Origin of the sequence: Paenibacillus soyae (assembly GCF_024623455.1) — a bacterium.
GTDB lineage: Bacteria > Bacillota > Bacilli > Paenibacillales > Paenibacillaceae > Pristimantibacillus > Pristimantibacillus soyae.
In genome coordinates this window covers 216,540-230,813 of sequence record NZ_JANIPJ010000005.1, presented here as the reverse complement: position 1 = coordinate 230,813, position 14,274 = coordinate 216,540, and the positions used below count along the sequence as shown (strand labels likewise).

Here is a 14,274-nt window from a genome sequence, read left to right as displayed (position 1 = left end):
TTTGTCGGTTGCTGTCGGCAGGTAGAAGAAGACTTCGAGGGATGCGACTTTAGCCGACAGGCGTTGTCGATTCGTCCAGCATCCGCTCCAGCTCTTCGGCGAACGCTTCGCGCTGCTCCCCGCTCCAACCCAGCTCCTTGGCCATGGCGGATATAACCGGTCTCTTCCATCGCCGCACGTCTGCAATGCGGAAATAGATATCCCCCGTGCGCCGCACGAAGAAATCGGAAGGCCTGACGGCCATCTCCTCCCGGATCGCGTAGATTAACTCCATCGCAATCTCCGTCGGCATGCCGTACCGCTGCCCCCATCTCTCCGCCTCTTTACGGAAAGTGTACAAGGCGTCGATATTCGAGCCGTACCGTCTCGCGAGCCGGGTCGCCGCTTCCTCGCTTAAGCCGAGAGCCATTCCTTCGGCCGCCTTCGTCGCGGCGTAAGCCTCGAAGCGTTCCGATCCGCCCGTATCGCCGCCGGAAATCGGGAGCCTCTTCGTGCCGCACGGTCCGAAAGAGCGCGTATCGCCATCCTCCTGCATCAACTCGAGCGTCCGGTTCACGACGGCCTCCGCCATTTTGCGGTAGCCTGTCAGCTTGCCTCCCGCAATGGAAATGAGCCCTGACGGCGATACGAATATCTCGTCGCGGCGGGATATTTCCGAAGGGGATTTCCCTTCTTGATGGATGAGGGGACGCACCCCCGCCCAGCTGGACTCTACATCCGCAGCCTCGAGGGACAAGCCGGGGAACATGAAGTTCGCCGCCTTCAGCAAATACGCCCGGTCCGCCTCCGTCATGACGGGATTCGCCGGATCCTCCGTATAGTTCGTGTCAGTCGTGCCGAAATACGTCTTGCCTTCCCGCGGAATCGCGAACACCATTCGTCCGTCCGGCGTATCGAAATAGCAGGCCTGCCGAAGCGGGAAGCGCCCGCCGTCGAACACGAGATGTACGCCTTTCGTCAACCGAAGCGTCTTGCCCCTCCTGGAGCCGTCCTGCTCCCGCAGCTCGTCGACCCACGGGCCGGCCGCGTTGATGACTCTCGAAGCTTCGATCCGGTAGGCGCGGTCCGTCAGCAAATCCCGGACCAGCGCGCCGGTCACCCGCCCCCGGTCGTCCTTCAGCAGCTCCTCCGCTTTGGCATAATTGACGGGGCTGCCTCCATGCTCAGCCGCCTTCTTCATCACTTCGACCGTAAGACGGGCATCGTCTGTCCGATATTCGACGTAGTAGCCCCCGCCCTTCAAGCCTTCGCGCTTTAGCAGCGGCTCCTTCTCGAGCGTCGACGCCGCGCTCAGCATCGTTCTTCGTTCGGTCTTCTTCACGCCGGCCAGCCAATCGTACAAGCGCAGTCCGACGGAGGTCGACATTTTGCCGAAGGTCCCTCCCTGATACAGCGGAAGCAGCATCCACTCCGGCGTCGTCACATGCGGCCCGTTCTCGTAAACGATGGCGCGTTCCTTCCCAACTTCGGCGACAACGCCGAATTCCAGCTGCTTTAAATACCGAAGCCCGCCATGCACCAGCTTGGTGGAGCGGCTCGAGGTGCCCGCAGCGAAATCCTGCATCTCCACCAGCCCCGCCCGGAGGCCGCGCACCGCCGCATCCAGCAAGATGCCCGCGCCGGTAATGCCTCCTCCAATAATAAGCACATCCAGCTTGCCTTCCGACATGCCGAGAAGCGTACTTTCCCGAGAATGCGCGCTGAATGGGGTTCTCTCGCTCTCACCCGTCTGTTCCATGCTCCAAGCTCCTCCCCAAAATCTCTATAATAGCTTATGGTTATCCTTACGCTTTGTCTCGACGAACGAACCTGAATGTGCAAAAAACCACGAAGGCCCCGTTCATCCGGCAGAGCGGACAAGCAGGGGGATTTCGTGGTTTTGTGTTAGGATTGACTATATCACGACTCCGGGCTGAAAGCCATAGCGGCCTTCACCGCGCGCTTCCAGCCGCCGTACAGCTCGTTCCTGCGCGTCTCCGCCATGTCCGGCTGGAACTGCCTGTCCGTCCTCCGGAGCGAAGCGATCTCGTTCTTATCCTTCCAGAACCCGACCGCAAGACCCGCAAGGAACGCCGCGCCCAGCGCCGTCGATTCCAACACGGCGGGACGCTCGACCGGCACGTTCAACAGATCGCTCTGGAATTGCATCAGCAGATCGTTCGCGGCGGCGCCGCCGTCCACCGCCAAGGAAATCAGCTTGAGCCCTGACTCTTCCTCCATGACCGCCAGCACGTCTTGGGTCTGGTATGCTAACGATTCGAGCACCGCCCTGACGAAATGCGCTTTCGACGTGCCGCGCGTCAGCCCGAACACGGAGCCTCTCACGTCGCTGTTCCAATAAGGCGTGCCGAGTCCGACGAAAGCCGGAACGACGTAGACGCCGTCCGTCGATTCCACTTGCGACGCCAGATCCTGCGACTCCGAGGCGTTGCCGATCAGCTCCAGCCCGTCTCGAAGCCATTGAATGGCCGCCCCTGCAACAAACACGCTGCCTTCGAGCGCGTATTCGAGCTTCCCGTCTACCTCCCAAGCGATCGTCGTCAGAAGCCCTTTGCTCGACATGATTGCTTTCTCTCCGGTATTCATCAGCATGAAGCAGCCGGTGCCGTACGTGTTTTTGGTCGCGCCTTCCCGGAAGGCGTTCTGACCGAACAAGGCTGCTTGCTGGTCGCCGGCCGCCCCCGCGATCGGAACTTCCCTGCCGAGCAGCGACGAATCCAGCATTCCGTATATCTCGGACGACGATCGAACCTCCGGCAGCATCGACGCGGGCACGCCCAGCATGCGGAGCAGCTCCTCATCCCACCTGCGCTCGTGGATATTGAACATCAGCGTGCGGGAAGCGTTCGTCACGTCCGTAACATGAACCCTGCCGCCCGTCATGTTCCAAATCAGCCACGTCTCGATCGTCCCGAACAGAAGCTCGCCCCGCTCCGCCTTCTCCCTTGCTCCCTCCGCGTTCTCCAGCAGCCAGGTCACCTTCGTCCCCGAAAAATAAGGGTCGATCAATAAACCCGTGCGCTCGTGTATCAGCTCCTCGCGCCCTTCGGCTCTCAGTCTGTCGCAGATCCCGGAGCTTTGACGCGACTGCCACACGATAGCCGGGTGAATCGGCTTGCCGGTCGCCTTCTCCCAGACGACCGTCGTCTCCCGCTGATTCGTCATGCCGATCGCGGCTATCGCGTCCGCTCCGACCCCGGCCTTCTGCAGCGCGTCTTGGATGACCCGCTTCGCCGATTCCCATATAAATATCGCATCCGCCTCCACCGCGCCCGGCGTCGGATACGCAAGCGGCAGCTCCTCCTGGGCGATCGCTGCAATCCGGCCGTCCCGCCCGACCAGCAGCGCGCGCGTGCTCGTCGTGCCTTGATCGATTGCCAGCATATAAGTGCTCAATCTCGATCCCTCCCATCTATATAAAACCCAATTAATAGAGCGCTTTCAAACCGAGAAATAATGACTCCTTCATTCTACAAAAAAACGTCAAGCATTTCACCTTGCAGCGACAGATCACCATCCCTCCGCGCATCAATAACTGAGAAATTATGCCGTGGTGAAAAAAAGCTCCCGCTATGCTACAATACGAAAGTTACATAAGCAACGAACGCATACACGCTAGGAGGCATATTTTCGCGCATGCTTATTATAGGAATCGCCGGCGGGACCGGCTCAGGCAAAACGACGGTGGCCCGCTCCGTCATCGACAGGCTCGGCTCGGACAAGGTTACGTTCATCTCCCAGGACAACTACTACAAGGAGCATTCCCAGCTCAGCATGAGCGAACGAGAGATCGTCAATTACGACCATCCGCTCGCCTTCGACAACGAGCTGCTGATCGAGGATCTGCTCCGACTTAAGCAAGGGCAGACGGCGTACGCGCCCGTCTACGATTTTACCGTCCACACCCGTTACTCCGACAAGAAAGTCGAGCTGAAGCCGAACCGCATCGTCATTCTGGAAGGGCTGCACGTGCTGTCGGACGAGCGTCTCCGCGAGCTGCTCGATATTAAAGTATTCGTCGACACCGATCCCGATGTCCGAATTCTCCGGCGGGTGCTGCGCGACATCGAAGAACGCGGACGGACGATTCAATCCATCCACGACCAATATATGAAGACGGTCAAGCCGATGCACGAAGCGTTCATCGAGCCGTCCAAAAAGTACGCCGACCTGATCATTCCCGAAGGCGGGCATAACCAAGTCGGCATCCAGCTGCTGTCCGTGCTGACGGAGAAATATTTGAGCGGCGACCGCGAATGGGGCGCCGGCCTGTAAATCAGCGCGCCCATCCATAAGCGAGTTCTCAATAATAGCGGTGCCAAGGAGGTTATCCTTGCACCGCTATTTGCGTTTTAAGAAAGCGGGTTATTATCCGAGAACAGCTCCGGATTTTCCTTGAGCATATCCGTAATGACTTCCGCCACCGCAGCAGCATCGCACACCCTGACGACGGCGTCGCCAAACGTCCCTCGATACATGGCACCCTTCTGCTCAAGCACTTCATCTACCTTCCAAAAGTGCTGCGACCACGATAACCCGCAATGCCTGCGGGAAGGAACAGCGAGTTCGGTGCCGTCAGCCAAAACCGTGAAAAGTTCCTCGTGGCCATCCGTTAGTCTTCCTTGTATATCCACCCATTCTTCGACGCCATGAATGAAGGTGTTGCGCCTCAAATCCACTCCGACCAGCATAATCGTCGCTCGCCGGTCCAGCAACTTCCCCCAGCTGGAGCCTCTGGCGCATGGCGTATCGAAGAGATGGTCGCTGCTCGTAAATACTGCCGCATCCTTCCCCAGCGCCGCCACGGAATGAGTGGGATGCCAGGAACGCACCACGCCAGGCCTTCTCCGAAAGAGTTCGGGGAGAATGCCGACGCACACCGGTGACTCCTCTACATAGAACCTCGGGTTCTCCGCGTTGATATACGACCACGTATGGGTGGGCAGCACCAACAATCCGTCTTGCATATGCGAAGACAATGCGTCCAAGACGGTGTCCGCGCCTCCGTCGACCTGCCCCATACTTTTCATCGAGGAATGAACCAATAGCGTTCCGTCTCCATTAATGCCTAACTGCTCTAGCTGCCTCAACAGGCTCTCTTTCGTGTGCAAAGCTGTTCCCCTCCGTATTCAACTGTAAGGATCCTATGCCGGCGTCCTCTCCTCCGCCGCCCGCACGATCGGAAACCTAAGCGTAATGGTCGTGCCGCATCCAACTCGAGACTCGGCTTGAATCGAGCCTCCGTGCGCTTCCGCGATGGACTTGGCGATGCTCATGCCAAGCCCCGCGCCGTCGGTGCCTTCGTCCGTGCTGGTGCCCCGGTAATACCGTTCGAACAAATTGCGGAGCGTCTCTTCGTCCATGCCCGCCCCGTCGTCCCGCACCGCGATAACCGCTTCTCCGCCGGCTTGGCTTACCCGTACCGATACGGTCGTGCTTACCGGATTATGCTTAACGGCATTAACGAGAAGATTATCCAGCAGGCGCGCGAACCACTTGTCGTTCGCGAGCACATAGATCGGCTCCTCTTCCTCCCCGTCCGCGTCCTCGTATCGGAACGAGGCATGCTCCATCGTCCGATCGTTCACGTAGAGCAGCATTCTTCGCCTCGCGAACTCCTGCAGCCGGATCGGCTTCCGCTCGAAAGGCATGGCCCGGTTCTTCAATTGGAACGCAAGCGAGAAGTCCTGGATTAAGTCGATCATAAAGTCGCTTTTCTCCCGAATAACGCCTCCCATCTCCCGCAGCTCCTCCTCCGTCCAGCGGTACTGGCCGCTCTCGAGCAGATGCCCGTAGCCCTGAATCGAGCTGAGCGGCGTCCGCAGATCATGCGAGATGCCCGTCATCCATTCCTCCCGCGTTTGCTCCAGGCGGGCGCGATCCCGTTCGGCCGCGTGCAGCTTCTCCGTCATGTCGCGGAAGCCGTCAATAACCTCCTGGTACAGCTTGAACCGGCGCTTCAGCTTGCCGTTCCGGCGGTACAGGCGTTTCTTCTCCTTGTCCGTCAGCAGCTCCTCATATGGTCCCCTCCCCAAGCGGCCGAACCAATCGATGAACAGCAGCAGCGGCCTTCCGTACCGGTAGCCGTGGTAGATCGAGAACGCTAGCGTCGCCGCGAGAATGGTCGCGCCAATGATGCAAGCCGCGATGATGACTTCCTTCATGATCGGCTGCTTTACGAAGCTCCCGCGCTTGGCTTCGTGCAGCACCCACACTGTGCCTGATTCCGAATCCTGATAGAAGGATACGTTGGTCGGATAGGTTCCGGCCAGCTTCTCCATGAGCAGCAAATCAAGCGGACGGTAGCGGTCTCTCTCAAGCGGCGCGCCGGCCCTCTGCAGAACGCTGCCTTCCTCGTCAACGATATGCAGCGTCCTCTCCGTTGACCGCAGCTCCTCGTCCAAGCTTGCGAATGCTTGCTCCGCGGGCTCCAACCGTCCGTTCACGGCATAGGTTTCATATAGGCTCCGTACGGCGGCATATCGCTCGTCGCGATAGCCGAGGACGAACAACGCGCCATCGGCCACCGTTTCGTCGATATCCATCATAAGCTCATAAGAGCCGAAGCGTCCCGTCTGCTCCATTCTCAGGAGCTCCGCTAGGTTATAATCCTCCGGAATATCCTCCGGCTTATTGGCGGAGTAGATGACTTTTCCGTTCCCTAACACAACCTGAAGCCAGTAGCCCTCTTCGAAGAGCTGCTTCTCCCATCTCTCCGGAACATCGGCCCCTTTGCCGTCGACGAACGTCTCCATCACGATCGCGTCCAGCGCCCCGACGGGATAGCTCCGTTTCATGCCGTCGTTCAAGACAAGCTGGATGACCGTCAGGATCAGAATGGCGATAAAGATGGTGACGAACACGAAAAGCATAAGCATCTGATATGTAAAATGAAGCGTCAGCCGCCTTCTGACATTGCGCCTCTTCATAAGCGCGGCTCCTTCACCAGCTTATAGCCCAGCCCTCTCACGGTGAGCAAGTGCGCCGGCTCGCTTGGATTGCTTTCGATTCTTTCGCGAATTTTGCGGATATGGACCATCACCGTGTTATCGTCCGCGTCGCCCTCGAGCCCCCATACGGCCTCGTACAGCTGGGCCTTGGAGAAGACGATGCCGGGATTTTTGCACAGGAAGTGGAGCAGCTGATACACCATCGCGGGACAAGCGACCGGCTCTCCCTCCACCAGCAGCTCGCCCGCCGCGTCGTCAAGCGTGAACCGCCCATAGTCGTACCGCTGCCGCTTCTCCTCCCTCGAAGCCGGCGATTGCGCCGACTGCGCGTTCCCGCGCCGAAGCCGCGCTTTGATTCTAGCCGCGATCTCGAGCGGATTGAACGGCTTCGTGACGTAATCGTCGCCTCCCGTCGCGAAGCCCGTCAGCACGTCGAGATCCGATGTTCTCGCGGTTAGGAACAAGATATAGGCATCGGTAAGCGCCCTTATCCTAGGGCAAAGCTCGAAGCCGGACTGATCCGGCAGCATCACGTCCAGAAGGATGATATCGGCGCCGTGCCTCTCGATCAGGCGCAGCGAATCCGCCGCGTTGTGCGCCGTGTACAGCTGGCGGAAGCCTTCCTTGCGCAGCGTCATCTCGACCATTTTCGTAATGGCCCGTTCATCGTCTATAATCAAAATCTTTGCGTTCGAATAATCCAACCTGAATCCCCTCCGCTTCCATCATACTACAGATTCCTTAATTTCCGTTTAACGGAAACTCATCGCTTAAGAAAATGATAAGGGTAGCATAATCAACTGGTAAATATGGGAAGTTACAATGAGGAACGAGGTGAGATTCCAATGATGGATAGGAGAAAAGAAAGACAAACGATCGTGGACGAAATTCGCGGGGCGAGCTTGTTCGGCATATTGATGGCCAATATGCTGATCTTCCAGTTCGGCATGTGGGGCAAGGACGAGCTGGAGCTCTTCGGGCTGTCCGATACGGAAGCCTGGGCCCATACGATGGTCAAGATCGTCATCGAAGGAAGCTTTATGCCCATATTCGCTTTCCTGTTCGGGTACGGCATGTATAAACTCATGGAAGGGCAGCTGGCCAGAAACGGGACGTACAAATGGGTGCTGATACGGCGCTTCGCCATGCTCATAGGCCTGGGCACCCTGCATTCCTTGTTTATTTGGGAAGGCGATATTCTGATGGTTTACGGCCTGATGGGCCTCCTTCTCATCGTGTTCCTGAAGCGCAAAGCCAAAACCGTTCTTGTCTGGGGAGTCGTCCTCCTCTCTCTATTCGGCCTAACGGGCCTTGGAGTAAGCGGCATGAACCTCGAGCAGGAGGTTATGGACAAGGAGCGTACCCGGGAGTACGTGCTGGAATCGACCGAAATCTATCAAACGGGTTCTTATCCGGACATTTTTCAATTCCGCCTCGAGGATGCCGGACCGATCGATGAAGCCCCGATCGTAATGATTGCGGCTATCGTTCTTGCTCCAATCTTGATTGCCCCGATGTTTCTCTTCGGGATCTATGCCGCCAAGAAGGAATGGTTCCACCGTCCGGAGCAGAAGCGTTCGTTCTACCGGAAGTGGGCCCTCCTGCTGGCTAGCGCCGGGCTCCTTCTCAAGACGCTGCCTTACGTTGCGCCGGACTTTATTCTGAGCGGAATCGGCGAAACCGCAGCCGCCCCCTTATTGGCCATCGGCTACATCATGGGCTTCGCTTGGCTGTTCTCGCTGGGGAGCGCAGGCGTCCTGCGGCAGGGCTTCGAAGCGGTAGGCCGCTTGTCGCTGACGAACTACCTGCTGCAATCGATCGTCTGCACGACGCTCTTCTACGGCTACGGCTTCGGCTGGTACGGAAAGCTCGGCGTTCTGGCCGGAATCGTCATCGCCTTGACTCTTTACGCGCTGCAGCTGCTCGGCAGCTTCTGGTATGTCAAGCGGTTCCGCATCGGACCGGTGGAGCGGCTCCTTCGCGTCTGGACGTATTGGAGCTGGAGAGGCAGACCGAAAACCATCGTGAGAGAGCAGATCGACCTGAACGCGTAGCCGAAAATATAGCAAACAGCCCAGCGACAAGAGGCATCCTTGGCGCTGGGCTGTTTGGCTTTATCATCGATTTCCGCGTGCCGTCATGCTCGCGTTCCTGCTATTTCTTCGTTTCCGTCTTCAAGCCGAAGCCCGACCCCGTCAAGACCGGAATTTCTCTTGTCGTTCTAGCCATCGGAGATTGGCATTGAGAGCAAGTCGGCGTCTCCTGCAAGGTATAATTTTCTCTCATCCAGCCGTTGCAGCCTTCCTTCGTGCAAGCCCAGATCGGCGTCATTTCATGAACGGGCTCCGACATCGGCTTCTTCCGTGAATAGTACATGGGCATAGGCCTCCTTGGCGTTCTTATTTCGAACCGAAATCCTACGAGCCCGTTAACAAAAAAAGCCACATACCGGGAACGGCGGCAGCATCGCAACCCTTCCCCATATGTGACCTCGGTCTCATATACGATACGCTAACTATACCATAACAACGAGGACGCCACAATTTCCAATTTACGGCCAGGGGGATCCAACCTGCTCACCCGGGTGAAAAAAAATCACCCTACCTTGCGGCTGGGTGAATTTGATATACTATGGCTAACTTGCATACAGCCTTGAATGGAGGGATACGGATGAATCGCATACGCGTCATGCTAGTAGAGGATGATCCCTTCTGGCAGCAGAACCTAAGCTCCGATCTGGCCGATGAGCCGGATATGGAGGTCGTCGCCGTAGCCGGCACGAAGGAAGAAGCCGTCGAGGCGGCCATGAACCATTCGATCGACGTCATTCTGATGGACATTAACTTGACCGCCAACAACCTCGACGGGCTCGAAGCCTTGAAGGAAATCGTGCCCAAGCTGATGGAGGACGGCATCAAGGTCATTATGCTGACCTCGCTGACGGAACGCGAAATCATTATGAAGTCGTTCCAGCTCGGGGCGCTCAATTATATTACCAAACAAAGCTATAAGGATATCGTCAAGGCGATTCGCGAAGCTTACGAGGACCGTTCGACCATTCACGCGGACGCCGCCCGCATCATGCGCAGCGAAATCCAGCTCATGGAGCTGACTCCGATGGAGCGCGAGGTGTTCGAGCTGCGCAAGGAAGGACTAAGCAAGACGCAAATTTCCGAGAAGCTCCACAAATCGACCAACACGATCAAATCGCAGCTCAAAAGCATCAAAAGCAAGCTAACCTACTTCAAAGGGGATTAGCCGGCTCGGCCGGTCCGCACTTGTTCGTCCTTCGACCTATGCGTGAAGGACGGACGCGGCCGGCTGGCCCACGCCAGTCGCGGGCATTGCCGTATAGCGCTTAACGGGAAACATAAGCCAAATCGCGGTACCCTTCCCGGCCTCCGACTCCTCGATCCGAAGATCGCCCCCATGCTTCCTCATGACCGACACGCAATACGAGAGCCCCAGGCCGTGATTGGCCGTATTCTTCTTCGTCGTGTAGAACGGCTCGAATATTCTCGCCAAATGCTCCTTCGGGATGCCGCTCCCGTTGTCCTTCACTTCCAGCACGTAATGCTTCTTGAACTTGAACGACCGAATGCGCAGCAGGCCGCCGGTCTCCTCCATCGCGTCCACCGCGTTATGGACGAGATTCGACAACGTTTCCGCCATATGCATCGCGTCGCAGACAAGCTCCCCTCCATCCTCCTGCTTCAGCTCGACCTTAACGGCCCGGCTTTCCAGAATCGGCATCATGGACTTCAGCACGGCGGCAAGCAGCCCGTCGACGGACACGGCCTCTTCCTTAAGCACGATGTCATCCGCCTTATCCTTAATCCGTCCGACCATGCTGAGCAGATGCGCCGTGACGGCATGCACCTGCTCGATCGTCTGCTGCGACTTCTCGAGCTGTCCGGACTGGATATACCCCTGCGTTTTCTCCGTCAAATAGTTGATCTTCTGAATCTCGTTTTTGATGGAATGGTTCAGAATGGACACGCCCATCGTGAGCGCCCTCATGGAGGAATCGAGCCGCTCCTTCTCGAGCTTGACCTTGACGCCCAAGATGCCGTATTTCGCCGCGGAGTAGATGATGCCCGCCACCAGAGCGAGGATGACGATCGCGTTCAGCTGCCAGGTGCCGTTGCTCTCCAGCTCGAAGCTCCATTCGCCCATGACGAGCGTGCGGAAGCCGACAAAATCCGATACGAACGCCCACAACGTGCCGGTCGAGAACAGCGCGGCCACCCGGCGTTTGCCCCGCTTCAAATAGCTGTCGGGCTCGCGAATGAAGGCGATCGCGTACATTACTCCTCCGAACAGGAAGCAGAAGCCGCTCCACCACCGGAAATCGCCGACGGTAAAGCTGTTCCACGGATCCTGCTGCAGATGCGAGACGAACAGCCAGACGGACGGGGTCGCCATTACCGCGGTAATGAGCACCTTGACCGGGAGAGAGCGGACCGCTCCGAGCCAAAGCCCGCCCATGCCGGCGGCGAACGGAAACGCGTAGAAATAGACGCTCATCGCGACTACCGAGACCTGATAGATCAGCCCGCTCCAGAACGGAGTCAGCACGTCCAGGGGAAGAAGGAGCGGCATGAACGCCAGGTGAATCGAAAACGCGAAGCTGGCCGTGCCTCCCGTCAGAAGCGTCATCGCGATCCAGAAGTTTTTTTTGAAGCCGTAGATCAGGAAGACGACTCCCATCGTCCACATGGACGCGAACATGAGCACATATAAAGCTTCCACAAAGCTCCCCCTAAGGTTGGTTACATTAGCTTTATTTTATCAGAGATTAACAGGCTCCGATAATGACTGCAGTCATCATTTGCCACTCCGAATCTGACTCCAGTACTTTATTGGCGTCATCCCTGGAGCTTCGTGAACGTACGGATGAATGCGAAGCCCGTCTATATCTTGAACAGCTGGGGCAAAAAGTTGTCGTCCGGCCCCGCCCTCTCTGCGTTACGCAATAACGGCATTTCTACCGCTAATTTCACATGAAACCCGGCTTTTCCTCGAAATAGCGGCAGATATACCGTTAATGCTTCCCTCCATGAAGAAACCGCTCATTCCCTAAGAAATTAGTGCCGTTTATGCCGCTATTCGAACGATAACTTATCTTTTGCTTTGGAATAACTCCCTTTATTCCGCTATTTCATTTAGGGCTTCAGAAAAACAGCGGCAACCCCGACCTACGTCTTGGGTTACCGCTGCTTTTTTTGATTCCTATTGTCCCCTCATAGGAGTCCAGTCATATATTTGATGGCAGGATGAGAGATGATATTCCGGTCTCTGTACGTGGATACGACCGCTTCCGGATGCCGGCTTAAGATTCCGTTCTGCAGAATGACGGTATTAAATCCTCTTTCAAGCGCACCGTTATAGGTGAACAGGACGCAATGCTCGGCGGCATTGCCCGCTATGACGAGAAAATCAACGCCTTGATCGTTTAACAGCTGTTCAAGGTCCGTCTTCCAGAATGAATTGGAGCTCTCTTTCGTTAGGAATACATCCTTCTCATCGATTTGAATTTCCGGGAGGATGTTAAATTCATCTTTATTCGAATCCGTCATTCCCTCGATATCTTGAACATGCAGGACCACTTGGTCCTTGGACCGGAGCATATCCGCCACATAATTGATGTATTCGCAAGCTCTTTTTATGTTTTTCTTCTCGACATCCTGCAAGTGAACGCTTTGCATATCGATAATTAGAAATCCTATTTTCATAGTACTGTAAGTGCTCCTTTTTATTAAGTATCTCTTAACGATCCGCCCTCGATATCGAACAAGTAATGCGCGAAGTTCTCGCATCCTCTAGCGGGGTGCGTGGCTTCCGGGAGTCCGCATGCGGTCATCCAGATCCCCTGAACCGGAAGCTGCTCTTTCTTGATTTCGTAAGCCCCTTCCTCATCTACGCCAAAAGTATGCGCGTCTCGGATGGCGTAGCTCACCCATCCCCCGTACTGCTGCAGCTCCAGCTTCACTTGCTTATACTCGCCGCCGTAAGGCTTCAAGTTCGCTAACTGCAAACTTTGAACCTTATTGAAAAAGTAATCTGCAGGAATGGTTCCCGGGAATTGCTGCCACTCATCCGTGAAGTAATGCCCGGTCTTCACCGTATGCTCCGAACCATCGTAATTAGCTTCTATGTGAATGTAACGTCCTTGCGTGTCCCAATCCACAAGATGCAGATAGAAGCTCTGGGGCTGTCCGCCGCTTGAGACGACCGCCTCGTATCGATTGACTTTCGCCTGATCGCTTATTCTTAATTGGGCCGCAATCATTTTCCATATTCCGTCATGCCCCAGCTCCTCGATGGACACCCGATGGATGACCGCGCTCTTCCCATTCAAATCCAGGGCGCCTACTATTCCAGGCGTTACCCATTGCAGAAGAGCCAGCAGAAGGCCGAATACCGCCGCCTTCCTCTTGATGTCGCGGTTCGTATTGGACTTCCGGAAAAACAGCCAATAGACGGCGAATCCAAGCGGCAAACGGACGGCGTTGAACGCAAACGTAAACCCTCCAAGAAGATGATAACCGATCAGCTTCCAAGCGAGTCCCTTCTCTTGTTCCTCGCGCTGCCGGTACAGCATGACAAGTCCGGCAATGACGATCACGATATAAAAGATAGACAGCAGGGCAGACGCGTAATACGTGGGCAGCTGCCGATATCCGTACAAGTAGTAGCCGGAGAATCGAACTTGGGCTCCGTTTGCAAACTTATCGCGGAAAGTGTCATCGATAAAAATATTGGACAGGTTGCCCGGACCGCTGCCCGTGCCGAACTGACCCTTCAACATTTCTGTCCCTTTTGAGTTGGTCAGCTGCCAACTTTGGAAATTGCCTGTCGAGAATGTGCCGCCTTCGATGATAGAAGTCGATAAAAGCTGCCCCGCTTTTCGATTGGGATGCGGCACAAGGTTAAGCTGGATATAAAAATCCTTTTCCCGCTTTGCGACCATCTCCAAAACAATGTCCGTATCTCCTTGCTTGCTTATGACAAGGTCTAACCGATTCTCCTCGCCTTCGCGCTCGGGTATCCATTCCGGCTTCAGGAAAAACTCCGCCGAAATTCCTTCCCTCACCAGCGACAGCTCGTACCCGTCCTCCTGAATGATTCGATTGTAGACCGCTTCGCTTCGATGATGATACAACCAGAATACCGTCAGTAGGATGATTGCCAGCAGGACTCCTATCACGAGCTTCCATTTCGCCACTTCACGCTCTCCCTCCCGCTTCCCATCCGCACCTCCATTACTTCTAATGATATGACGCTTCCTAGACTTGGGCGGTTGCATGCAAAATACGATCCC

At 56.2% G+C, this 14,274-nt stretch carries 12 protein-coding genes; 3 read left to right on the top strand and 9 right to left on the bottom strand.

Translation table 11 applies throughout. The features are described 5' to 3' along the window. Positions 1–49: 49 nt before the first annotated feature. Together NQZ67_RS09605 and glpK are read right to left on the bottom strand one after the other, a co-directional pair. Complete coding sequence (locus NQZ67_RS09605) at positions 50–1,738, bottom strand: glycerol-3-phosphate dehydrogenase/oxidase (protein WP_257444962.1); 1,689 nt, start codon at positions 1,736–1,738, stop codon at positions 50–52. Between the two features lie 161 nt (positions 1,739–1,899). Continuing rightward, the gene (gene glpK / locus NQZ67_RS09600) at positions 1,900–3,396 is read right to left on the bottom strand and encodes a glycerol kinase GlpK (RefSeq protein WP_257444961.1); all 1,497 of its coding nucleotides are present in this window, start codon (positions 3,394–3,396) and stop codon (positions 1,900–1,902) included. A 240-nt stretch (positions 3,397–3,636) separates the two neighbouring features. Between glpK and udk the strand changes: the two genes are divergently transcribed. Then, positions 3,637–4,275 carry a uridine kinase gene (gene udk / locus NQZ67_RS09595; RefSeq protein WP_257444959.1) on the top strand — a complete coding sequence of 213 codons (639 nt, stop codon included), beginning with the start codon at positions 3,637–3,639 and terminating at the stop codon, positions 4,273–4,275. A 77-nt stretch (positions 4,276–4,352) separates the two neighbouring features. Here the strand turns inward: udk and NQZ67_RS09590 are convergent, their stop codons facing one another. From NQZ67_RS09590 to NQZ67_RS09580, 3 genes are read right to left on the bottom strand one after another with little or no spacing between them, the layout of a single operon-like run. Beyond that, positions 4,353–5,111 carry an AAC(3) family N-acetyltransferase gene (locus NQZ67_RS09590; RefSeq protein WP_257444957.1) on the bottom strand — a complete coding sequence of 253 codons (759 nt, stop codon included), beginning with the start codon at positions 5,109–5,111 and terminating at the stop codon, positions 4,353–4,355. A gap of 33 nt (positions 5,112–5,144) precedes the next feature. After that, on the bottom strand, positions 5,145–6,929 hold the full coding sequence (locus tag NQZ67_RS09585; protein WP_257444955.1) for a sensor histidine kinase: 1,785 nt from the start codon (positions 6,927–6,929) through the stop codon (positions 5,145–5,147). Further along, on the bottom strand, positions 6,926–7,654 hold the full coding sequence (locus tag NQZ67_RS09580; protein ID WP_257444954.1) for a response regulator transcription factor: 729 nt from the start codon (positions 7,652–7,654) through the stop codon (positions 6,926–6,928). Before NQZ67_RS09580 ends, NQZ67_RS09585 begins: the two co-directional genes overlap by 4 nt. Positions 7,655–7,795: 141 nt before the next feature. On the opposite strand from NQZ67_RS09580, the gene NQZ67_RS09575 reads away from it, so the two are divergent. After that, positions 7,796–9,004 carry a DUF418 domain-containing protein gene (locus NQZ67_RS09575; RefSeq protein WP_257444953.1) on the top strand — a complete coding sequence of 403 codons (1,209 nt, stop codon included), beginning with the start codon at positions 7,796–7,798 and terminating at the stop codon, positions 9,002–9,004. A 100-nt stretch (positions 9,005–9,104) separates the two neighbouring features. On the opposite strand, the gene NQZ67_RS09570 is transcribed toward NQZ67_RS09575, so the two are convergent. Continuing rightward, positions 9,105–9,326, bottom strand: a complete 222-nt coding sequence (locus tag NQZ67_RS09570; RefSeq protein ID WP_257444952.1) for a cold-shock protein — start codon at positions 9,324–9,326, stop codon at positions 9,105–9,107. Positions 9,327–9,620: 294 nt separating this feature from the next. On the opposite strand from NQZ67_RS09570, the gene NQZ67_RS09565 reads away from it, so the two are divergent. Beyond that, positions 9,621–10,208, top strand: coding sequence for a response regulator transcription factor (locus tag NQZ67_RS09565; RefSeq protein WP_257444950.1), 588 nt, complete (start codon positions 9,621–9,623; stop codon positions 10,206–10,208). A 36-nt stretch (positions 10,209–10,244) separates the two neighbouring features. Here NQZ67_RS09565 and NQZ67_RS30600 read toward each other — a convergent pair whose 3' ends face one another. From NQZ67_RS30600 to NQZ67_RS09550, 3 genes are all read right to left on the bottom strand, one after another. Then, complete coding sequence (locus NQZ67_RS30600; protein ID WP_257444948.1) at positions 10,245–11,702, bottom strand: sensor histidine kinase; 1,458 nt, start codon at positions 11,700–11,702, stop codon at positions 10,245–10,247. Between the two features lie 491 nt (positions 11,703–12,193). Beyond that, entirely contained in the window at positions 12,194–12,685 is a 492-nt protein-coding gene (locus tag NQZ67_RS09555) for a cysteine hydrolase family protein (RefSeq protein ID WP_257444947.1), read from the bottom strand. A gap of 23 nt (positions 12,686–12,708) precedes the next feature. Further along, positions 12,709–14,178: a hypothetical protein gene (locus NQZ67_RS09550; protein WP_257444945.1), complete on the bottom strand. Its 1,470-nt coding sequence runs from the start codon at positions 14,176–14,178 to the stop codon at positions 12,709–12,711. Positions 14,179–14,274 lie beyond the last annotated feature (96 nt).

Bases quoted from the DNA above. Each gene is read 5' to 3' on its own strand.
- NQZ67_RS09605 (WP_257444962.1), bottom strand. From the start codon at position 1,738: ATGGAACAGACGGGTGAGAGCGAGAGAACCCCATTCAGCGCGCATTCT.
- udk (WP_257444959.1), top strand. From the start codon at position 3,637: ATGCTTATTATAGGAATCGCCGGCGGGACCGGCTCAGGCAAAACGACG.
- NQZ67_RS09585 (WP_257444955.1), bottom strand. From the start codon at position 6,929: ATGAAGAGGCGCAATGTCAGAAGGCGGCTGACGCTTCATTTTACATAT.
- NQZ67_RS09575 (WP_257444953.1), top strand. From the start codon at position 7,796: ATGATGGATAGGAGAAAAGAAAGACAAACGATCGTGGACGAAATTCGC.
- NQZ67_RS09570 (WP_257444952.1), bottom strand. From the start codon at position 9,326: ATGTACTATTCACGGAAGAAGCCGATGTCGGAGCCCGTTCATGAAATG.
- NQZ67_RS09565 (WP_257444950.1), top strand. From the start codon at position 9,621: ATGAATCGCATACGCGTCATGCTAGTAGAGGATGATCCCTTCTGGCAG.
- NQZ67_RS09555 (WP_257444947.1), bottom strand. From the start codon at position 12,685: ATGAAAATAGGATTTCTAATTATCGATATGCAAAGCGTTCACTTGCAG.